Source organism: Alteromonas sp. WD8-37 (assembly GCF_055326825.1).
In genome coordinates this window covers 428,377-449,826 of the sequence record NZ_JBUZOV010000002.1, presented here as the reverse complement: position 1 = coordinate 449,826, position 21,450 = coordinate 428,377, and the positions used below count along the sequence as shown (strand labels likewise).

General features: G+C 52.9%; 17 protein-coding genes. 3 read left to right on the top strand and 14 right to left on the bottom strand.

Annotation, left to right across the window (positions count from 1 at the left end; all coding sequences use genetic code 11):
* The first annotated feature begins 137 nt into the window (after window positions 1-137).
* Window positions 138-1,535, top strand: a complete 1,398-nt coding sequence (mltF, locus tag ACTUJZ_RS07440; RefSeq protein ID WP_463635663.1) for a membrane-bound lytic murein transglycosylase MltF — start codon at window positions 138-140, stop codon at window positions 1,533-1,535.
* Window positions 1,536-1,788: 253 nt separating this feature from the next.
* On the opposite strand, the gene tadA is transcribed toward mltF, so the two are convergent.
* Window positions 1,789-2,331: a tRNA adenosine(34) deaminase TadA gene (gene tadA, locus ACTUJZ_RS07435; RefSeq protein ID WP_463635662.1), complete on the bottom strand. Its 543-nt coding sequence runs from the start codon at window positions 2,329-2,331 to the stop codon at window positions 1,789-1,791.
* A 184-nt stretch (window positions 2,332-2,515) separates the two neighbouring features.
* On the opposite strand from tadA, the gene ACTUJZ_RS07430 reads away from it, so the two are divergent.
* Window positions 2,516-2,755, top strand: a complete 240-nt coding sequence (locus ACTUJZ_RS07430) for a hypothetical protein (RefSeq protein ID WP_463635661.1) — start codon at window positions 2,516-2,518, stop codon at window positions 2,753-2,755.
* 3 nt (window positions 2,756-2,758) lie between these two features.
* Here the strand turns inward: ACTUJZ_RS07430 and ACTUJZ_RS07425 are convergent, their stop codons facing one another.
* Window positions 2,759-4,696: a cation:proton antiporter domain-containing protein gene (locus ACTUJZ_RS07425; RefSeq protein ID WP_463635938.1), complete on the bottom strand. Its 1,938-nt coding sequence runs from the start codon at window positions 4,694-4,696 to the stop codon at window positions 2,759-2,761.
* Window positions 4,697-4,961: 265 nt separating this feature from the next.
* Between ACTUJZ_RS07425 and ACTUJZ_RS07420 the strand changes: the two genes are divergently transcribed.
* Window positions 4,962-5,867 (top strand): GGDEF domain-containing protein, encoded by a 906-nt coding sequence (locus ACTUJZ_RS07420; RefSeq protein WP_463635660.1) that lies wholly within the window; start codon window positions 4,962-4,964, stop codon window positions 5,865-5,867.
* 28 nt (window positions 5,868-5,895) lie between these two features.
* On the opposite strand, the gene tilS is transcribed toward ACTUJZ_RS07420, so the two are convergent.
* From tilS to ACTUJZ_RS07360, 12 genes are all read right to left on the bottom strand, one after another.
* The gene (gene tilS, locus ACTUJZ_RS07415; protein WP_463635659.1) at window positions 5,896-7,182 is read right to left on the bottom strand and encodes a tRNA lysidine(34) synthetase TilS; all 1,287 of its coding nucleotides are present in this window, start codon (window positions 7,180-7,182) and stop codon (window positions 5,896-5,898) included.
* 20 nt (window positions 7,183-7,202) lie between these two features.
* A complete protein-coding gene (gene accA / locus ACTUJZ_RS07410) occupies window positions 7,203-8,159 on the bottom strand; it encodes an acetyl-CoA carboxylase carboxyl transferase subunit alpha (protein WP_463635658.1) in 957 nt (318 codons plus the stop codon).
* A gap of 38 nt (window positions 8,160-8,197) precedes the next feature.
* Window positions 8,198-11,662 carry a DNA polymerase III subunit alpha gene (gene dnaE, locus ACTUJZ_RS07405; RefSeq protein ID WP_463635657.1) on the bottom strand — a complete coding sequence of 1,155 codons (3,465 nt, stop codon included), beginning with the start codon at window positions 11,660-11,662 and terminating at the stop codon, window positions 8,198-8,200.
* Window positions 11,663-11,685: 23 nt separating this feature from the next.
* Complete coding sequence (gene rnhB / locus ACTUJZ_RS07400) at window positions 11,686-12,255, bottom strand: ribonuclease HII (protein WP_463635656.1); 570 nt, start codon at window positions 12,253-12,255, stop codon at window positions 11,686-11,688.
* A complete protein-coding gene (lpxB, locus tag ACTUJZ_RS07395; protein ID WP_463635655.1) occupies window positions 12,248-13,402 on the bottom strand; it encodes a lipid-A-disaccharide synthase in 1,155 nt (384 codons plus the stop codon). Before lpxB ends, rnhB begins: the two co-directional genes overlap by 8 nt.
* 3 nt (window positions 13,403-13,405) lie before the next feature.
* Window positions 13,406-14,176 carry an acyl-ACP--UDP-N-acetylglucosamine O-acyltransferase gene (gene lpxA, locus ACTUJZ_RS07390; protein ID WP_463635654.1) on the bottom strand — a complete coding sequence of 257 codons (771 nt, stop codon included), beginning with the start codon at window positions 14,174-14,176 and terminating at the stop codon, window positions 13,406-13,408.
* 1 nt (window position 14,177) lies between these two features.
* Window positions 14,178-14,627, bottom strand: a complete 450-nt coding sequence (gene fabZ / locus ACTUJZ_RS07385; protein ID WP_463635653.1) for a 3-hydroxyacyl-ACP dehydratase FabZ — start codon at window positions 14,625-14,627, stop codon at window positions 14,178-14,180.
* A gap of 277 nt (window positions 14,628-14,904) precedes the next feature.
* Entirely contained in the window at window positions 14,905-15,420 is a 516-nt protein-coding gene (locus ACTUJZ_RS07380) for an OmpH/Skp family outer membrane protein (RefSeq protein WP_463635652.1), read from the bottom strand.
* A gap of 50 nt (window positions 15,421-15,470) precedes the next feature.
* Window positions 15,471-17,945, bottom strand: a complete 2,475-nt coding sequence (bamA, locus tag ACTUJZ_RS07375) for an outer membrane protein assembly factor BamA (protein WP_463635651.1) — start codon at window positions 17,943-17,945, stop codon at window positions 15,471-15,473.
* 60 nt (window positions 17,946-18,005) lie between these two features.
* Window positions 18,006-19,361, bottom strand: a complete 1,356-nt coding sequence (gene rseP, locus ACTUJZ_RS07370; protein ID WP_463635650.1) for a sigma E protease regulator RseP — start codon at window positions 19,359-19,361, stop codon at window positions 18,006-18,008.
* On the bottom strand, window positions 19,358-20,542 hold the full coding sequence (ispC, locus tag ACTUJZ_RS07365; protein WP_463635937.1) for a 1-deoxy-D-xylulose-5-phosphate reductoisomerase: 1,185 nt from the start codon (window positions 20,540-20,542) through the stop codon (window positions 19,358-19,360). The genes rseP and ispC overlap by 4 nt, the downstream gene beginning before the upstream one ends.
* Complete coding sequence (locus tag ACTUJZ_RS07360) at window positions 20,542-21,405, bottom strand: phosphatidate cytidylyltransferase (protein ID WP_463635649.1); 864 nt, start codon at window positions 21,403-21,405, stop codon at window positions 20,542-20,544. Before ACTUJZ_RS07360 ends, ispC begins: the two co-directional genes overlap by 1 nt.
* Between the last annotated feature and the right edge of the window lie 45 nt (window positions 21,406-21,450).

The window sequence follows — 21,450 nt, the reverse complement described above, 5'->3', positions numbered from 1 at the left end:
GATTGTTTATAGATAGCATTGCCAATGAACAGCGGCTATCTTTAGATTGACGGGATTTCGGCGCGGATTATAGATGAAATCTGCTCGCTTGATAACCTTGCTGGTTAATTTTCAACAGGATTTATTTGACTCAAAATATGCAATTTCGTGCTCATAGTTGTTGTTGGCACTGGCTAATCGCTGTGGTGATGGGCTTACTGCTAAGTGGCTGCCAGCCACAGCGCCCTGCCACCTCACTGGAAACCGTGACCCAGGATGGTGTGCTTAAAATTGGCACCATGTACGGCCGTACCACATTTTATCATGGTAGTGCGGCACCGCTGGGCTTTGAGTATGAGCTGGCGCAAGGATTTGCCGGTTATCTGGGCGTGGAGGCCCAAATTTACCCGTTCTATTCCTATCATGCGTTGATGAAAGAGCTGGCTGCCGGGCGCATTGATGTGGCCGCTGCCGGTGATGCAGTGCCCCAGGCCATCAGTGAGCAATACAAGTTGGGGCCGGTGTATCAGCAGGTCAGCCATAAGCTGGTGTTTTTACAAGGTCAGGTGCGACCGCGCAAATTGGAAGATTTAGACCAGCCGCTGGTAGTGGTCAAAGGCAGCAGCAACGAACAACTGCTCAAGCAGCTCAAAGACAGCCACCCTAATCTGCAGTGGCGTGCCACCGACAACAAAGATACCTGGGAGCTATTAGAGGATGTAGCACAAGGCCGTCTGCCCTACACCCTGGTGGACACCAACACTTTGTCCATGCAACGACGCCGCCATCCGCAATTGAGCATCGGATTTACAGTGGAGCAACTGGTACCCATTGCCTGGATGCTCAATCAGGATGACGATGACTCGCTGCGCGCAGCAGTGATTGAGTATTTTGGCCATATTCAACAATCCGGCGTGTTTAAGTCACTGGAAGATAAATATTTTGGCCATGTTCGGGATTTTAATTATGTGGACACCCGGGCATTCATTCAGGCTGCCAAAACCTCCCTGCCGGATTACGCCCCCTGGTTTCGCCAATTTGCCGGGGACATTGACTGGCGCTTGCTGGCTGCCATGAGTTACCAGGAAAGCCACTGGGATCCCGACGCCACCTCCTACACCGGGGTGCGAGGGTTGATGATGCTGACCCAGGCCACAGCCCGCGAGCTTAATATTAGCTCGCGCGAGGATCCACGCAGCAGCATTGAGGGCGGGGCTCGTTATTTTGAAAAGTTGCTGGGCCGGATTCCGGCCCGGGTGGCGCATCCGGATCGGTTGTGGATGGCGCTGGCGGCTTACAATATCGGCATGGGCCACCTGGAGGATGCGCGCGTATTAACCAAGCAACAAGGTGCCGATCCTGATCTTTGGGTGGATGTGAAGCGCCGCTTGCCGCAGCTTGAACAAAAGCGTTATTACAAAACCACCCGCTACGGCTTCGCCCGGGGCCATGAGGCCCGCCAGTATGTGGAAAATATCCGGCGGTATTATGACACCCTCATCTATCTGGATGAGCACACCCGGTTTTTAACCACAGCACAGGCCGGAACACCTTGAAAAATTGTCATTCAGCCTTAATATTAATCAGGTAACGCAATAAAAAGCTGAACCCTGCATTGGTTCACGAACCTGTTGAAATACACAATAAAATCAGGAGAGTGAATGAAAAGAAATCACTTTATGAGAAACAGAAGCACTTTGAGAAACAATAATCGCCGCCGTCTGATGTTCAAACGGTCTCACCAAAAAATGCTACAGCGCCGTCGTTTGTTTGTTACCAGCGACCTGATTTCCACCCTCAAACCGGTCTCTAATCTGTAGCCCGGCCTGCGGCTTTAGCAGCCTTTTTCTGCGCCCGGCGGGCGGCAAAAAAATCGGATATACAGCGGGCACAGTCGGCTTGCAGCACGCCCCCGGTCAGCGCTGGCTGATGATTTAGCGCCGCATGATCCAACAGTTGCATGGCTGAACCGGCCGCGCCGGTTTTAAGATCATACGCCCCAAATACCACCCTGCCCAACCTCGCATGCACTATGGCACCGGCACACATAGGGCATGGCTCTAAGGTCACGTACAAGGTCGCATCGATAATCCGATAATTAGCCACTGCCCGCGCTGCCTGGCGAATTGCCTGGAGCTCCGCGTGGGCGCTGGGATCATGGTCTCGGATAGGTGAATTAAACCCTTCTGCGATAAGTTGATTGTCTTTCACAATGACTGCGCCCACCGGTACCTCACCGATTTCGCGCGCCTTATCGGCTTGGGCTAACGCCTGCCGCATCCAGTATTCGTCCCATTGCTGCTGGGTATTAAGGCTTGGCGAATCTGGCGAATTTGTGGTGTGATCGTTCATAAAAAAATCGGAAAGCACTAACAATGATTGTCAACTGCTTGATTTATAGTTAGTTAATAACTGGCTGCGGGATTGCATTCAGTTAGATATTGTCGGTGATGACGCTGAATAGTGTAAACCAAAAAATCAGCAAAACCGAGCATTTCCCATTACACTAAAAAGATGACCTGAAAGGAGCAACCGCATGAATGTTACTGCTGTGTTTATTGTTTTTATCGTGGCGATGTCAATTGTTAAACTGGTTGAATTGGTAATGAAAAAACGTCCGGACAGTAAACGCGTCGATGATGGGCAACTTGCCGCCTACCAGCGTCAGATTGATGAGCTCAAAGAGCGTGTGGCCACGCTGGAAGCAATTGTGACTGATGAAAGTTATGAGCTAAAAAAGAAATTCAAAGATCTGGATAACGACAAAGTTGCCTGATCATTAGGCTCCTTCTAGCAAATAACGTTCAGCCCGCTCCACCCGACGCGGTTTACCGGCAATGATCAATACATCCCCGGCGTGCAGGCAGGTATCCGGCTGGGGTGCACTGATTTCCCGCCCATCCCGGCGCAGCCCGCGTATGGACACCCGCATACTGTCCAGGGCCAGTTCCGATAACGTCTGGCCTACACAGGCAGCGTGCCCGGGCAATGCCACTGCATGAATAAATTCCAGTTTGTCTTCGGTGCCATAACTGATTTGGGTGGTTTCGCCCGGATAAAACCCGTGCAGATGGTCATAGCGCCCTTTACGCTCGGCCCGCACTCGCTTGAGGATCCGCGACATGGGCACCCCAGCATAATGGAGCACCTGCGAAATCAACATGAGGTTGCCCTCCTGCACTTCAGGCACCACCTGGGTGGCTCCGGCGGCGTACAGACTTTCCAGCTGATAATCCCGGTTGGTGCGCACCATCACCTGGATCTCTGGCTGAATTTGTCGGGCAGCGTGGATCACGCCGGTGGCCACATCGGGCCGGTCAAAACTGACCAGTAACAGCTTGGCGGTAGCCGCTCCGGCTGATGCCAGAATATCTTTGTTAGCACTGTCACCAAAAATCACCGGTTCACCAGCATTGCGGCTTTCCTGCACCCGCACCGGATCAGCATCAATCACCACAAATTCGACGCCTTCCATCTTTAACAGCCGTGCCACAGACTGGCCGACCCGGCCAAACCCGGCAATAATGACATGCCCGGCCTGCGGCGACACCGCACCGGCAGGCAGATCCGTCAAAGTAGCATGATGGGCAGCGGGCGCCAGGCGGCGGGCAAAGTGCAGGCTATGAGTGACCAGATAAGGGGTGCAGGCCATGCTCAGCACCCCCATGCTGACCAGCAGGGTAGACTGGGTTTGGGTTATCACACCGTACTTGGCGGCCAGTGCAGCGATAACAAAACTAAACTCGCCAATCTGACAGAGTTTAATTCCGGCCGACCAGGCTTCCTGTGGCTCGCAGCGCGCCAGCAAGGCTGCCGCCCGCACCAGGATAATTTTGCATAGCATGATGGCCACCACCCCACCGATGACCAACGGTAAGGCCCCCAGGGTTACACCTATATCCAGCTGCATGCCTACGGTGATAAAAAACAGCCCCATCAGAATGTCGCGAAAGGGCCGGATATCGGCTTCCAGTTGATATTTGTATTGGCTTTCACCCAGCATCATGCCGGCCAAAAATGCACCCAGCGCCATGGATAAGCCAAAGATATAGGTTAAGCCAGCAGCCAGTAACGCCACCAGTATTGTGGTCAGCACGAACAGCTCATCGGTGCGGGTGCGTGCCACCTCGCGAAACAGCCACGGCAGCGCCCATTTACCCACCGACAGTAAAAACACCACTACCACCACACCTTTAACCAGTGCCAGCCCCAGGGCGGTGGTCAGGGCGGTTTGCTGGTCACCGCCTAATAACGGCACGGCAATTAAAAACGGGACCACCGCCAGATCCTGAAATAATAAGATACTGATGGCCAGCTGACTGCGCTGCTGATTGACGATCCCCAGCTCGGTGATTTGTTTGATGACGATGGCAGTGGAGCTTAACGCCAGCATGCCACCGATAATGATGGCCGCTGCCAGCGGCACCTCGAACAACAGCGCCGCACCACAAAAGACAGCCGTGGTGATCACCATCTGGCCCAGGCCTACCCCAAATACCAAACTTCGCATCGCCAGCAGGCGGGGTAAGGAAAATTCCAGTCCAAGGGAAAACAGTAAAAACACGATACCGATTTCGGCCAGCAGGTGCATTTCTTCCGGGTTGGTGAATAGCGCGGTCACGTCAGGGCCGGCCACCACCCCCGCCACCAGATAGGCCAGAATCGCTGGTAGCCGCAACCGCCGGAATATCGCCAGCAGGGCGACAGCCAATGACATCAGGATCACAATTTGGGCTAAACCACTGTCTTGCACTGCGCCACCCTTTGTTTGTTACCGCGTTTACTTATATCCATCGCTTTTAGTTGCCTGGCCGTCTACGCCTATTCAATGAGTTCGACTTTAGTTGCAACTTTTTTGCTATGGGCATGCAATTTGCTTTTTTAATCATAAAAACAGCATATGCGCGCAAAACGGCAATTTTTTGACAGCGCCTTTGCGGACAACATTGCCATCAGATGGCCCAGGTACAAAGGCACCGACTATGGATCTTATACATTCTGCCCTACACAGCCCGGCTCCAACGCCGTCCTTTAGCTATAGCACGCCTACCACCGAGTTAAGCGCGTCACAGTTGCAGGTGTTTGTCAGCCGCTTGTTGTCGACCATGGAGCTGCCAAAACTGTGTTCCCTCTACCACCGGCAGCTAGGCTATTATCTACCGCTGCAGGCGATAAATCTGTCCAGCATCGACCCACGCATGTTGTATGGCGAACAGGTGGCGCTGAATCCTCAGGGACTACGTCTCGACCGCCAGCTAGGCAGCAGTGGTTCACTGGTGCCGGATCATCCTGTTTTATATTACTTTACACGATCTTTAGGCCTTGGCGAGGTGAATTTGCTCGACCAGTTGCATGCACTGTTCGCCCAGCAACTTAAGCAGGCACTGGCGTTTACCCAGCTAAAACAGCTGGCGACCAAAGATACCCTGACCGGCCTGGGAAACCGTACTGGTTTTAACGAAGCCAGCACCCGCCTGATCAGCCGCGCCATTCGCTATGGTGAAGCCTTTTCCCTGCTGGTTATCGATTTGGATAATTTTAAGCAGGTTAACGACACCCAGGGGCATCAGGAAGGCGACGTCGTATTAGAAAAAGTGGCCGGTTTGTTAGCCAGTTCGCTGCGCGGTGAAGATGAGGCATTTCGCTTTGGTGGCGATGAATTTTGCTGCTTGCTGGATTGTGTCTCTGACCAGTGCATCGACATGGTGGCCGGGCGCATCCAACAACAGATTGGCCAGGATGGCTTACTGCAGCGGCGTAATGTCTCCTGTAGCATTGGCGGTGCCACCTACCGTGCCGGCGATGATATCAACAGCCTGTTTGATCGCGCCGATGGGGCGTTATACGATGTTAAACTTACCGGCAAAAATGCGTACCGTGCTGCCTGACCTACCGGCAGCGCATTGCCGCTGGCGATTACACCAGAGTAACTTTTAGTGATACTGGCGCGTCCCAGCAATATTTGACCTCATCGGCTAAAATTACGGCCACCGGCTGATCGTCGATAAATACCACCGGGCAGTGGGCTCGCTGCCAGGCCGGCACCTGCCATTGCCGCATCCAGTCTTTCAATTTTTTTGACACCCCCTGGCGTTGCAGCCGCAAGGTTACAGCCGGCATATTGCTTTGGATCTGAACCGTCTGATTGACGGTAAATGCCCGAATGAGCCAGGGCTCCGTCAGCGTATTATGCGCTGCAACAGCCTGCGGCGTATCCGGCGGTAGCGGTTTATCCACCACCCAATAAAGATGGTTAAATGCCCGGCGAATGCTGGCCTTATCAAGCGTAACCTGAGGCTGGCTATCGGAACGGGCATGCAGCATGCGCTCAATTTCTGCCAGCCGCTGCGCACTGGGTGGCCGGCCCCCGCATTGTTGGATCCAGCTACGCAGCACCTGACGTTGCCAGGCGGCGGATAAGGTAACTAATTTACCAATAGCCAGAATATTGCCAGAGCTGACAGCAGCCAAATGTTCGGCAGAGGTCTCCTCCAACAGAGCCTGTTGCTCGGCACACAACCGGGCACTGCGCGACACCGTTTTGGCCACCGCCGGCCAGCGCTGTTTTAACAGCGGCACAACGCGATGGCGTAAAAAATTACGCTCATGACGCTCATCCTGGTTTGAGCCATCTTCAATCCAGGCTAGCCCGGCTGCGTTGGCCAGGCCCTCAATCTCACTACGACTCACATCCAGCAAGGGGCGCAAGGTAGCAACCTGTTGCCGCCACTGGACCGGTGCCATCCCAGCCAGGCCGGCTGGTCCGCTGCCCCGCTTGGCTTGAAGTAAAAAGGTTTCTAACTGGTCATCCTGGTGCTGGCCCAGGACCAGAGCAGCCTGTTGTTGGTGGCACAGGCTAAATAACCGGGCATACCGGGCGTCCCGGGCATTGGCTTCAAGGCTGGTACGGGAGGAGCGCGTAACAGTGACTGCATGCGCTGAAAAGGGAATATCTAACTGAGCACACACCTGCGCACAATGTTGTTGCCAGTCATCGGCCGCGGTTTGCAGGCCATGATGAATATGCACAGCGTGCACCGGCGGCAGTGATTCAGCCTGGGCCAGCGCATGCAGTAAAACGGTAGAGTCTACGCCCCCGCTAAAGCCGACGATCAGCTGACGGGGGGCAGGCTTGCACTGCGCCAGATGATGGCGCAGCGAGGATTGGATGTGGCGAAGCAGCGCCTGGTGTTCACTGTCCACGCGCTAACCTGAAGTATGGCTTAGCAGTAACCAAACGACATCAGCCGCTCGTAGCGTTCCTGCATCAGGGTTTCGGTATCCAGGCTTTGCAACTGGCTAAGCTGTTGCTTAAGCGTGGCTTTGAGATTCGCTGCCATGCCGTCATAATCACGGTGGGCTCCACCTAGCGGCTCATCTACAATAGAATTGATCAGGCCCAACTCTTTGATCTGACGAGCGCTTACGCCCATGGCCTCGGCTGCCTGGGGCGCTTTATCAGCACTTTTCCATAGGATGGATGCACACCCTTCCGGCGAGATCACCGAATAGGTCGAGTATTGCAGCATGTTGACGCGATCGCCGACCCCGATGGCCAGTGCCCCGCCAGAGCCACCTTCGCCAATCACGGTACATACGATTGGCACACGGAGTTCTGACATTTCCAGCAGATTGCGCGCAATCGCTTCGCTTTGACCGCGCTCTTCCGCGCCAACGCCCGGATACGCTCCCGGTGTGTCAATCAGGGTCACGATGGGCAGATTAAAGCGCTCGGCCATTTTCATCAGACGCAATGCTTTGCGATATCCTTCGGGCTTTGGCATGCCGAAGTTACGTTTGACCTTTTCGTGGGTGTCGCGGCCTTTTTGATGGCCAATCAGCATGATAGGCTGATCATCTAGCATAGCAGGGCCGCCAATAATGGCTTTGTCATCGGCAAATGCACGATCGCCGCAAAGTTCATCGAATTCGGTGAATATCCGGCCCACATAATCTTGAGTATACGGGCGCATCGGGTGCCGGGCCAGCTGGGAAATCTGCCAGGCGCCCAGATCAGAAAAAATCTTTTTCGTCAGCTCGGCACTTTTGCCCTGCAGGCGGGTGATCTCTTCTTCAATACCAACGTCGAATTCGCCGCTTTGATTGACCAACCGCAGCTCTTCAATTTTTGCTTCTAAGTCAGCTATCGGTTGTTCAAATTCCAAAAACTGTATATTCATTGTGTGTCCTATTATTACTGCCTTTCACCCCGGTCAGGCTAATGGTAACTCAAGGTAACAGCCTGTTCCCCCAGGCACTGCTTGAGCTCATGCAGCAACTGGTCTTCCGGTGTGACATACCATTGGGCGCCACAGCTGAGTGTTGCCTCTGCGTCCTGGTGTACAACATGCAATTCAACCGGGCAACTGCCGCCGTTGAATTGCTGCAAAATTTGCTGCAACGCGGTGAGCTTGTCTGTTTGCCACTGCTGTGCTTCGATCTGCAGTGAAAGTGCGCGCGCATTTCGTTCTCGCGCCTGCACAATGTCCATAGCATCCCGGGCGGTGATTGTATTGCCCCCGGAGAAATCATCAAAGCTGACCTGTCCTTTTATCAGCAAAATTCGGTCTGTTTCAAGGATACTTTCATACTGTTCGAACATATCCGGGAAAAAGCGTACATCCATTCTGGCACTTTTATCATCCAGTGTCACAATGGCCCAGCGTTTACCCCGTTTATTGGACAGCACCCGCACACTGAGCACCAGCCCCACCGCACTGGCCAGATGGTCTTTGCCAGTAGGCCGCAAATCCACCAGGCGGCCGTCGGTATAATGCCGAATTTCCTTGGCATACTGATTGATTGGGTGGCCGGTCAGATACAAACCTAGGGTGTCTTTTTCGCCTTCCAGCCAGACTTTTTCCGGCCACGGCGGCACATCAGCAAACGCCTGCTCCACTTCTTCCGGCTCGGTGGTCAGCAGCCCAAACATGTCGGACTGGCCAAAGGATTCAGCTTTGGCGTGCTGGTCAGCGGCTTTTATCGCCTCGGGCAAAGTGGCCATGATCGACGCACGATCGGGGCCTAATGTATCCATAGCCCCGGCCAGTACCAGCTTTTCCAGTACCCGCTTATTGACCCGCTTGATGTCCACCTTAGCACAAAAATCAAACAGATCTGTAAACTTACCGCGATTTTCCCGGGCTTCGATGATGGCTTCAATCGGTCCTTCACCCACCCCTTTTATCGCACCAATGCCGTACACAATACGACCCTTTTGGTCGACGGTAAATTTATGCCGGCCAGCATTTAAATCAGGCGGTAAAATTTCCAGGCCCATGCGCTGGCATTCATCCACCAGCGTTACAATTTTGTCGGTGTTGTCCATATCCGCCGACATGACCGCAGCCATAAATTCCGCCGGATAATGTACCTTGAGCCACAGTGTCTGGTACGACACCAGCGCGTAGGCTGCCGAGTGCGATTTGTTAAATCCGTAACCTGCGAATTTTTCTACCAGGTCGAAGATTTTCATAGCCAGATCCGGGTCGATATTATTTTCTTTCGACCCCTGGGCAAACACCTCACGCTGTTTGGCCATCTCTTCGGGTTTCTTTTTACCCATAGCCCGGCGCAATAGATCGGCGCCACCTAGCGAATAACCGGCCATTTCCTGGGCGATCTGCATGACCTGTTCCTGATACAGGATGATGCCGTAGGTGGGCTCCAGGATAGGCTTTAAGCAATCGTGTTGATAACTGGCATCCGGATAAGAAATTTCTTCGCGACCATGTTTACGGTCGATAAAGTTATCTACCATGCCTGATTGCAGCGGTCCGGGACGGAACAGGGCCACCAGTGCGATGATATCTTCAAAGCAGTCTGGTTTAAGGCGTTTGATCAGCTCTTTCATACCGCGGGATTCGAGCTGGAATACCGCGGTGGTTTCAGCATTTTGCAAGGTGCGGAAGCTTTTGCCGTCTTTTAACGGAATGGCGGTGATATCGATTTTTTTGCCAGTGTTTTCGGCAATCATATCGATAGCCCACTGAATGATGGTCAGCGTTCGCAGGCCCAAAAAGTCGAATTTGACCAGGCCGGCGGTTTCCACATCGTTTTTATCAAACTGGGTAACCGGGTTATTACCTTCATCATCACAGTATAAAGGCGCAAAGTCGGTGATGGTGGTGGGCGCGATAACCACCCCGCCGGCATGCTTACCAGCATTTCGGGTCACCCCTTCTAGAATGCGCGCCATATCGATGAGATCTTTGACCTCTTCATCATCGTGATATAGCTCCGGCAGGCGCGGCTCCACATCAAACGCTTTTTCCAGGGTCATCCCCGGATCAGACGGGATCAGTTTCGAGATCCTATCGACAAAGCCGTACGGGTGGCCCAGCACCCGGCCCACATCGCGTACTACCGCCTTGGCGGCCATGGTACCAAAGGTGATGATTTGCGACACCGCCTGCCGACCATACAGCTCCGCGACGTGGTCGATAACCTCATCGCGTCGGTCCATACAAAAGTCGACGTCAAAATCCGGCATTGATACCCGCTCGGGGTTCAAAAAACGCTCGAAAAGCAGGTCAAACTCTAGCGGGTCGAGGTCGGTGATTTTTAATGCGTAGGCCACCAATGACCCGGCACCCGAACCCCGTCCCGGTCCCACCGGAATTTCATGATCTTTACTCCACTGGATAAACTCCATCACGATCAGGAAGTAACCTGGAAAGCCCATCTGGTTAATCACGCCTAGTTCAATCTCTAAGCGTTCGTCATAGGGCGGGCGTTTGGCTGCGCGCTCGGCTTCATCAGGAAAGATAAAGGCCAGGCGTTCTTCCAACCCTTCCTGCGAGCGTTTAACCAAAAAGTCTTCGGTGGTCATGCCGCCGGTAGGAAACTGCGGCAAAAAGTATTCGTTCAGGCGCACTGTCACATTACAGCGCTTGGCAATCTCGACGGTATTTTCAATCGCCTCAGGAATATCGCTGAACAGCTCGACCATTTCTTCGGCACTGCGCAAATATTGCTGATCACTGTATTTTTTCGGCCGACGGACATCGTCCAGCGTATAGCCATCATGGATAGATACCCGGATTTCATGGGCATCAAAACCTTCCTGACTGACAAAACACACCTCATTGGTGGCCACCACCGGTAGCCCACGCTCGTCGGCCAGTGCCACCGCCTGGTGCAAATAATCTTCTTCCCCGGCGCGCCCGGTGCGGATCAGCTCTATATAAAAGCGGTCAGCAAAGTGCGTGGTATAAAAGTCCAGGGTTTCATCGATCAATTTAGGGTTGTTTTTGGCCAGGGCCAGACCAACATCGCCCTGCTGGGCGCCGGAAAGGATCAACACGCCTTCGGCGTGCTCTGCCAGCCATTCCTGTTGAATGGCCGCGCGGTGTGACACATGTCCGCGCAGATAAGCTTTGGAAATCAATACCGTGATATTGTTGTAGCCGGTATTGTTCATGGCCAGCAGGGTCAGGCGAAATGGCTCATCGCCAAAGGCTTCATTGGTGACCCAAAAATCGGTGCCGATGAGGGGCTTAATCCCGCGCCCGTGGCAGCCGGAATAAAATTTTACCAGCCCGCACATGTTCATCTGGTCGGTCAGGGCCACCGCCGGCATATTCATGGCCGACACTTTGTCTAAGATAGGGTTGATTTTGTTCAACCCGTCCATCATCGAAAAATCGCTGTGCACCCGCAGGTGAATAAAAGGCGATGTCATAACAACCTTTGAAAACTGTGTGTTTATTTAACCAGAAGTGCCTGAACCGGCTTGAAGCTCTTACGATGACAGGCCAGCACGCCATGTTCGGCCAGCGCGGCAAAGTGGGCTTTGGTGGGATACCCTTTATGGCCGGCAAAACCATATTGCGGGAACTCATTATCCAGCGCAAGCATATCATTGTCCCGCTCGACTTTGGCTAAAATCGATGCGGCGGAGATTTCGGCGTGCAGGGCGTCGCCCTTAACCACGGCTTCGCTGGGGTATGGCCATTCCGGCAGGCGGTTGCCATCCACATACACAAAATCCGGCTGCACAGACAGATTAACCACGGCCCGGTGCATAGCCAGCATGGTGGCATGCAAAATATTCAGCTGATCGATTTCATCCGGCGTGGCACGGCCAAAAGCCCAGGCCAGCGCCTGCTCTTTAATTTGCGCGGCTAAACTTTCGCGTTTTTTTGCTGACAATTTTTTTGAATCGGTCAGGCCGGCAATCGGGCGTGCCGGATCCAGAATCACCGCTGCGGTGACCACATCACCCACCAACGGCCCACGGCCGACTTCGTCGACCCCGGCAATATGCTTACTCATGAATTAAATCCAGTACAGCTTGGGCAGACTGTTTGTCTGCATCTTGTTTAAGCTCGCTGTGCAAGGCACAGAAGGTGTTGACCAGGGCCTGATTGTCGCTGTCCAGATAGGACACCAGCAGCTTACTCATGGTGTGCGGATTGACGTCCTCCTGCAACAGCTCAGGGATCAGCTGACGTCCGGCCAGCAAATTGGGTAGTGTGAAAAACGGCGCCTTATACAATTTTTGCATGATGCGATAGGTCAAGCCCGACATCTTATATGCAGCTACCATGGGCCGTTTACACAACATGGCCTCAAGAGTAGCCGTGCCGGAGGCCAGCAAAATCGCGTCGGATGCAATCATGGCATCGCGGGCCTGGCCGCGCAGCAGGCGGATTTGCCCGCTTTGATACGCCTCACCGGCATGTTGTTGCAGATATTCATCAATCACCGTATAGCGATGCTGGTTGGCTGCCGGGATCACAAATTGGCACCCTGCTCGCTGACGGCTGACTGCTTTGATGGTGTCGACAAATACCGGTAATAAGGTTTTGATTTCCCCGGCCCGGCTGCCTGGCAAGACTGCCAGCACAGGGCCGTCCTGCTGCAGCGCTAGCGCCTGGCGCGCGGCCCCCTGGTTGGGATTCATCGGCACTGCATCAGCCAACGTGTGGCCGACAAACCGATAAGGCACCTGATATTTTTGATACACCTGGGCTTCAAAGGGAAACAAGCCCAGCACACAGTCCGCCGCGCGAGCGATTTTGTGAATACGCTTTTCACGCCAGGCCCATACGGTGGGGCTGACATAGTGCACGGTTTTAATACCCTGTTGTTTAAGCGCGGTTTCCACCCGTAGATTAAAATCCGGCGCATCCACCCCGATAAAGATATCGGGTGGATTTTGGGTAAAGTGGGTAATCAGGGCATTTTTGACTTTTAAGATCGCCGGCAGATGGGACAGCACTTCCACCAGGCCCATCACCGACAGGGTTTCCATATCAAATAAGGAGTGGCAGCCGGCAGCAACCATATGCTCACCACCGATGCCTTCAATAATGGCGTCGGGATGACGACGTTTGAGTTCAGCAATCATGCCGGCGGCCAGCACGTCACCTGACGGCTCGCCTGCCACAATGCCTATGCGCAAGGGATGCCCGGCCATGGCTTAGCGAATAATGCCGCGTTCAGCCTGTTCCAAAAAGCGCACCATGGTGGCCACTTCCGGGTGTTGGGCCTGAGCGTCCTGGAGTTTTTCGATGGCTTCATCGACGGTATTATTGGCCCGATAGATGGTGCGGTAGGCGCGTTTGATGGCCATAATGGCGTCGCTGCTAAAGCCACGGCGGCGCAGCCCTTCAGAATTAATTCCGGCCGGCACATTTTTTTGCCCGTTGACCATTACAAAAGGTGGCACATCCCGCAGCACAATAGCGCCGGCACCCACAAAAGCGTGATCGCCAACTTTGCCAAACTGATGAATCGCTGCACCACCGCCAAAGATCACATAATCGCCCAGAGTCACGTGGCCAGCCAGCGAGACATTGTTGGCGAGGATATTGTTATCGCCTAGAATGCAATCATGCGCCACATGGGCATTGATCATTAGCAGGTTACCGGAGCCCATCTTGGTCAGGCTGTTATCCTGAATGGTGCCGCGATGCACAGAGCTGCCTTCGCGAAACACATTGTTATCGCCAATTTCCAGCTCGGTGGGCTCACCGGCGTATTTTTTGTCCTGACAATCTTCGCCGATGGAGCAAAACTGAAAAAATCGATTACCTTTGCCAATGCGGGTCGGCCCTTTGATAACCACGTGGCTTTCTAAAATACAGTCGTCACCAAGCTCGACATTATCGCCGATATAGCAAAACGGGCCAATCTTTACGTTGTTGCCTATTTTGGCGCTTTCGGCGATCACTGCGGTAGAATGAATCACGTTAAACCATCTCTCTGATTGCACACATGAACTCTGCACTGCACACATTTTCGTTATCAACGCTTGCAGTACCTTTGAACTTCCAGATCCCCCGGCGTTCTTTGACTAAGCAGACATCAAATTCCAGCTTATCACCGGGTACAACCGGCCGCTTGAAGCGCGCGCAGTCGATACCTGCATATAAGTATAATTTGTCAGACTTGCCCATGGTCTTAAAGCCTAGCACACCGGCTGCCTGCGCCATCGCTTCTAAAATCAGCACCCCTGGAAAAATGGGTCGGCCCGGAAAATGCCCGGTAAAGCACGGCTCATTCATGGTGATATTTTTATACGCTTTAATAGACTCACCAATTTGATAATCGGTAACGCGATCAACCAATAAAAACGGATATCGGTGCGGAAGTAGTTCCAGTATTTCCTGGATATCAATTGTGTTGAGTGAATTGGCCAAAAGTCTCTCCTATGCCACTGACCGCTGCATCTGGCAAGCGGTTGCCGTCGTTATCTGAGGGATTACCTGGGGTGGGACTGGCTGTGTACTCTTTGTCGAGACTGCCGTTTGCGCGGCCGTCGCACCGAATGCACAACTTCCCAGATCGTCTTTGTAAGTGGCGGCAACCATACGCGTTTTAACGCAAAAAACAAGTCAGACCAACGTGCACGGCACCCTGAGCTGACCTGTTTTTTAAAGTATTGCTAATTGTAAACAGGCGCACCTGCCAAATCAATTAGTTAGTCTTTTTCACCTGTTCCAGCACTTGTTCCGAAATATCGAACTGTTCTTTGGTGAAAGACACTGCGCCTGACGTCAGAACCAGGTCGTAGTCGCCTTTTTGCGCAACATTGTTAATCGCCTGTTTGATCAGACCCAGTAATTTGTTGCGTTCTTCGTTGCTACGACGCTGAATGTTCTGTTGCAGCGGCTGACCTTTTTCGGCCAGTTGCTCACGCACATTCTGGATTTTTTGCTGCAGTTCCTGCTTTTCCTGCTCGCTCATAGTGGCGGCGTCACGCTGAAGGCGCTCGGCAAAGAACTGGCCATCTTTTTGCAGTTGATTCACTGCATCAATCTGGTCTTTAAATTCCATTTGAATGGTGTTTTGAATTTCAGCGGCCTGAGGCATTGCCTGAAACACGCTTTGTACATCTACAACGCCAATTTTTTGCTCAGCCATGGCTGAACCGCTAACCAGCGCACTTCCTAACATTGCGGTTGCAACAAAATGTTTTGCCAACTGTTTCAAGGTGAGCTCCTTTTATAATTATTTATTCGACAGTGTTGTCAGGTTCAAAATTAAAATGTTTGTCCGATATTAAAGGTAAAGAATCTTGCATCGTCACCTTCACGTTCCTGGATACTCTTGGAGAAGCTAAAGACCATGGGGCCCATCGGTGAAATCCATTGTACAGATAAACCGGCGGAACTACGATACTGCTTCCAGTCTGAATAGTCCAATAATCGGCCACTCTGTAGATTAGGTTGCTCAAGGTCTTTGTAGCGATCGTAATCAAACTCGGTGTCCCACACGTTACCAATATCAAAAAAGACACTGGTGCGTACAGACGAATCCATCTCTTCATCCACAAATGGCGTGGGTACAATTAACTCCACCCCGCCCAGGGCCATCGCATTACCACCCATGGAACGCTGTGAGACATTAATTTGGGCGTTACTACCGGTGCCCGGGTAAACTTCCCCATCCGGGCCCGTCAGGCTTGAGCCTGGAAACAGCTGGATTCCGCGCGGGCCAACCGTGTTGTTTTCAAAACCACGCAGAGTATCGGCACCACCGGCGGTGAAGTTTTCGGTAAATGGCAGGATCTGGTCGCTGCCATTTTTATCGCCGTAACCGTTACCATAACCTAAGCGCAAACGAGCCAGAACCGACCAGCGCTGGTCACGAGACAGCGGAAAATAAAACTTAGTATCCAATACCGATTTGAAATAATTTACATCGGAATTAGGCGTGGTAATGCTAAAGGTTGCTCGCTGCGACGAGCCCGCGGTGGGGAACAAGCCACGGTTAAGCGTATTGCGGCTCCAGCTTACACTGGCCAGGTAGCTGTCATATTTCACCGGGGCTGCTGGATCCGCGCCACGGAACTGATTATAAAATTGTTCGGTTTGCTCAAAGAATCCGGTGTTGAACAGTTCAACATTGGAATAGGTCATGCCAAAGTTGATGCGGTTAATCTCATCAATGGGATAGCCGGCATTGGCACCCACCGACCAGCGCTTAGAGTTATACTGGATAACGTTAAAGTCAGAGCCATCAAACTCGCTGTAACCGATAGAGCCACCCAGACTGATACCGTCGATGGTAAAGTAAGGGTCGTTATAGGTCAGCTGCGCTGATTTTTGATACGACACCGTGCTTAAGTTCAAGCCCACACGCTTACCGGTACCTAAGAAGTTATCCTGCTGGATCCCCGCCTGTAAGCTTAGTTTGGTGCGGTCGCCGTAGCCGATACCGGCATTAAATGAGCCCGACGGCTGCTCTTCTACCATAAAGTCCACATCGACCTTGTCTTCCTCGCCCGGGATGCGGGTTGTTTCAAACTCGATATCCTTCATGTAGGTCAGACGTGACAGCTGGTTTTTGGAAGACTCCAACAGGTTGTTAGATAACCAAGCCCCTTCCATCTGATTCACATTCTGGCGCAACACTTCATCAGCTGTCACAGTGTTGCCTTTAAAGTTGATGCGGCGCACATAAATCCGCTTGCCCGGGTCTACTGACAACGTCAGTTTGACCGTTTTATCTTCGTCATTGATTTCTGGTACCGTAGTGACTTCCGGATAGGCATACCCAAAGCGGCCCAGATATTTAGAAATAAATTCTTCGGTGTAAGTGACTTCAGCCTGGTTATACAGTTCGCCTTCGGTCAGCGGCAGCACCTTGGCAATATAATCTTCGTTGCCCAGCAGGTCGCCTACCAGCTCCACGCCGGAGATGGTGTACTGTTCGCCTTCAGACACATTCAGCGCTATATAAATGCCTTCTTTTTCTGGCGTCATCGACACCTGGGTCGAGTCGATATTAAAGCGCAGATAGCCGCGGTCCAGATAATGGTTACGCACAGTTTCCATGTCACCCTGCAGTGTTTGTTGCTGGTAGCGGGTTTCAGACAAAAAGTCCCACCATGGCGTATCAAACTGCAGCTCCAGATTTTCCATCAGCTCATCGTCGGAAAATTCCTGATTGCCGACAATGTTGATCTGACGAATTTCAGCTGCGTCGCCTTCTTCGAACAATAATTTCAGATCCACACGGTTACGTGGCAGTGGCGTCACAATGGCTGATACATCGGCATTGTACTTACCAATGCTGTAGAAAAAGTCTTTCAGGCCATTTTCCATTGAGGTCAGTACGGTACGGTCGAGGGGCTCACCCACCCGGATGCCGTTGCCGTCCAGGCTTTCATTCAGCTGTTCATCTTTGATGTCATCATTACCTTCAAAAATGATGTTACTGATGGTTGGCCGTTCGGCCACTTTGATCACCAGGGTGTTGCCGTCACGCAGCACTTCCACACTTTCAAAGTGGGTGGAGGAATACAGTGAACGGATCGCCTGGGCAACCCGGAATGAATTGAGCTGGTCGCCAACCTCGATGGGCAGATAAGTCAGCGCCGCCCCCAGGGCGACCCGTTGTAAGCCTTCTACCCGAATATCTTCGACGACGAACTGAGTTTGTGATGTTGCCGCGTTGGCTAAGCTAGCACTGGAGGCAATCACTCCGGCTGCTACTAACTGTCTTAACTTCATCTATTCTTTTTATCCTGCGCCGCGTTGCTGTGTTTGTCGTATCGTAATCTAGCGCTACATCTACGAGGCGATGCGGCTAATATCGTTAAAGATGGCAATACCCATGATCATAAGCAGTACTACCCCTCCGATTCTGAATCCCCATTCCTGCACAGCTTCTGAGACAGGCTTGCCGGTAAATAATTCAATGGTGAAATACATTAAATGTCCACCATCAAGCATCGGCAAAGGGAGCAGGTTGATAATGCCCAAATTGACACTGATCAACGCCAGAAAGCTCAGAAAATACACTAGCCCATACCCTGCGCTGATTCCCGCGCCCTGAGCAATGGATATGGGGCCACTTAAATTGTTTAGCGATACATCGCCGGTCACCAGCTTTCCGATCATGGAAAAGCTCAGCGTGATCAACCGCCAGGTTTTATCCGCTGCATTGGCCATTGCCTCCACCGGCCCATATTGGTGGGTGAAGATATATTCTGGTGGCCAGGGTTCTAATTGTGGGCTGACACCCAGGTAACCAGTCTGACCCTGTTCGGTGTCGCGCCGGGCGATGGTGGCATTAATAGTACGCTGTTGTCCATCCCGATCCCGGGTAATTGACACCGTTTGCCCCGGCATCTCGGCAATTTTGGCCACCAGGGCCGACCAGTCATCAATTGGCTTGCCATCAAAGGCCACCAGGCGATCCCCTACTGCCAAACCAGCCTGAGCCGCCGGGCTATCCGGGGCTACCACAGCCAGGGTCAGCGTGGCAGCAGGCCGAAACGGCGTGATCCCCAGGCTGCCTAAAGCAGACTCTTTTTCCGGGTCAAAGTTCCAATCCTTAGTATCCAGGGTGCGGGTTTGAGTTTCCCCCGCGGATGTTTGTAAGGTCACCGGCACGCTGGATTTGCCAATGTACGAGACCAATTCCAGGTTCACCGCTTCCCAGTCTGCAGTGCTGCGCGAGCCGACTGCGGTGATTTGCGCATCGCTGGTCAGCCCGGCCTGGGCACTGATAGAAGCCGGCGCCACTTCGCCGATTACCGGCTTTACAGTTTGCAGGCCAATCAAGTTCATGACAAACAATGCCACAACGGCAAATAAAAAATTCACCCCGGGCCCGGCAGCAATAATGGCCATACGCTGGCCTACCGGTTTATTGTTAAACGCTTTGTGTTTAAGATGCTCAGGGACGGTATCCACACGCTCATCGAGCATGCGCACATAGCCGCCTAAAGGGATGGCTGCCACCGCAAACTCGGTGCCGTGTTTATCGGTACGACGCCAGAATGGTTTGCCAAAACCAATGGAAAAACGTTGAACATGCACCCCGCATTTGCGGGCAACATAAAAGTGGCCCCACTCATGCACAGCCACAAGGATCCCCAGCGCAACAATAAATGCTCCCAGGCTCCATAAAAACGACATCACGCTGATAAACCTCTTATCACCGCCTGGGCGGTGGCCCGGGCGAGTCTGTCCTGCTCAAGAATTTGTTGGAGTGTGGAAACACTGATAGGTTCCATCTGTTGCAGCGTTTGCTCATTCACCCGGGCAATGTCGCAAAAGCGGATTTGCTCATTTAAAAAGGCTGCCACGGCCTCTTCGTTGGCAGCATTCAGCCGCGTGGTAGCGGCCTGGCCTTCTTTACAGGCGTCAATGGCCAGCTGTAAATTTGGATAGCGCTGCGGGCACGGCGTGGAAAAGGTCAGATCGGCTAACTGAGCAAAATCCAGCGGCGCCACACCGGCATCGATGCGCTCCGGGTAGGCCAGCCCATAGGCGATCGGGGTGCGCATATCCGGGTTGCCTAATTGGGCAATCACCGAACCATCCACATACTGCACCATCGAATGGATAGTGCTTTGCGGATGTAATACCACCTGGATCTGGTCAGCCCGGGCACCAAACAGCCAGCACGCTTCAATAAACTCTAAGCCTTTATTCATCATGGTGGCCGAATCGACGGTAATTTTACGCCCCATCGACCAGTTGGGATGACTGCAGGCTTCATCCACGGTAATGCTGGCAAAACTGTCCAGGGGGCGAGTTCGAAACGCGCCACCGGAACCGGTCAGTAAGATACTGTTAATACCTGATTCAGGTAACTGCCCATACTCAAAGCTGGCTGGCAGACACTGAAAAATCGCGTTGTGTTCGCTGTCAATGGGCAAAATGGTCGCTTGCGACTGGCGCGCGGTTTCCATAAACAAAGCACCTGACATCACCAGCGCTTCTTTATTGGCCAGTAACACGCGCTTGCCGGCACGCACCGCAGCCAGGGTAGGAATTAGCCCGGCCGCACCAACGATGGCTGCCATGACCGCATCCACTTCGGGTGCGCTGGCAACATCTTCCAACGCCTGGGGACCACACAGAATTTCTGACGCCAGCTGCATCTGGCGGGCCAGTTCACAGGCTTTGACGTACTGACTGTCACAAGCCAGCACCACATAGCGGGCGGCGCACTGCTGCGCCTGTTCCAATAAACGCTCAATCTGCTGATGACCGGTAATGGCAAACACCCGGTATTTGTCCGGGTGGCGATTGATAACATCTAACGTACTGCAGCCAATGGAGCCGGTGGCCCCAAGAATCGTTACCGTTTGCATCATGCCATCCAGGTTACATAACAAAATGCAAAGACTGGAAAGGCAGCGGTCAGGCTATCGATACGGTCTAATACGCCGCCATGGCCAGGCAGCAATTTACCACTGTCTTTAATACCGGCGCAGCGTTTCAGCATGCTTTCATTTAAATCCCCTAAGGCTGAAACAGCAACTGTAATACCGCCAATCAACAGATGCAGCCAGATACGTGACGGTTCCACCTGATAATGCAGAGCAGCAAAAGCGATGATAGCGGTCGAGGCTGCCACGCCGCCTAACAGGCCTTCCAGCGTCTTACCCGGTGACACATTAGGGCGCAGCTTGTGCCGGCCGAATTTGACACCTACGAAAAATGCACCGATGTCGGCGGCCCAGACAATCCCCAGCACATAAAAAATCAGTGAGGAGCCGTAGAAAGGGTCAACATCATGCAAACTGGTACGCAGGCTCACCACTGCAACCCAGGTAGGAATCAACGTGAGCGCGCCAAAGACCACGCGAATTCGTTTGCTGTTGCGCCAATAAATTGAATAACGGGGGTAGGCAATGATCATGGCCAGAGATACCAGCCACCATACCGCAGATAGCGCCAGGATAAGATGATACAACCAGTGGATCTGGCCCTGATGCCAGATTTTGTTGACATCAACAATCAGCGAGAGGCCCACACAGCTGACAAAAGCAGCCAGCATCAGCAGTGCTTTTTGCGGGCGTTGTGCGATGCCTGACATGTTGGCCCATTCATAGGCGCCCAGTGCCACCACCGCCGCAATAGCCATCTGAAACCACCAGATGGGCAACGATAAAATAGCTATCAGCGCCAGCGGCGCCAGGATTAACGCAGTGATAATTCGTTGTTTAAGCATGAGTGGCTTGATGGCTCCTTGTTGTCAGCCTGATTTCTGGCAACT

Bases quoted from the DNA above. Each gene is read 5' to 3' on its own strand.
- mltF (WP_463635663.1), top strand. From the start codon at position 138: ATGCAATTTCGTGCTCATAGTTGTTGTTGGCACTGGCTAATCGCTGTG.
- tadA (WP_463635662.1), bottom strand. From the start codon at position 2,331: ATGAACGATCACACCACAAATTCGCCAGATTCGCCAAGCCTTAATACC.
- ACTUJZ_RS07430 (WP_463635661.1), top strand. From the start codon at position 2,516: ATGAATGTTACTGCTGTGTTTATTGTTTTTATCGTGGCGATGTCAATT.
- ACTUJZ_RS07425 (WP_463635938.1), bottom strand. From the start codon at position 4,696: ATGTCATTGGCTGTCGCCCTGCTGGCGATATTCCGGCGGTTGCGGCTA.
- ACTUJZ_RS07420 (WP_463635660.1), top strand. From the start codon at position 4,962: ATGGATCTTATACATTCTGCCCTACACAGCCCGGCTCCAACGCCGTCC.
- accA (WP_463635658.1), bottom strand. From the start codon at position 8,159: ATGAATATACAGTTTTTGGAATTTGAACAACCGATAGCTGACTTAGAA.
- dnaE (WP_463635657.1), bottom strand. From the start codon at position 11,662: ATGACATCGCCTTTTATTCACCTGCGGGTGCACAGCGATTTTTCGATG.
- rnhB (WP_463635656.1), bottom strand. From the start codon at position 12,255: ATGAGTAAGCATATTGCCGGGGTCGACGAAGTCGGCCGTGGGCCGTTG.
- lpxB (WP_463635655.1), bottom strand. From the start codon at position 13,402: ATGGCCGGGCATCCCTTGCGCATAGGCATTGTGGCAGGCGAGCCGTCA.
- bamA (WP_463635651.1), bottom strand. From the start codon at position 17,945: ATGAAGTTAAGACAGTTAGTAGCAGCCGGAGTGATTGCCTCCAGTGCT.
- ispC (WP_463635937.1), bottom strand. From the start codon at position 20,542: ATGCAAACGGTAACGATTCTTGGGGCCACCGGCTCCATTGGCTGCAGT.
- ACTUJZ_RS07360 (WP_463635649.1), bottom strand. From the start codon at position 21,405: ATGCTTAAACAACGAATTATCACTGCGTTAATCCTGGCGCCGCTGGCG.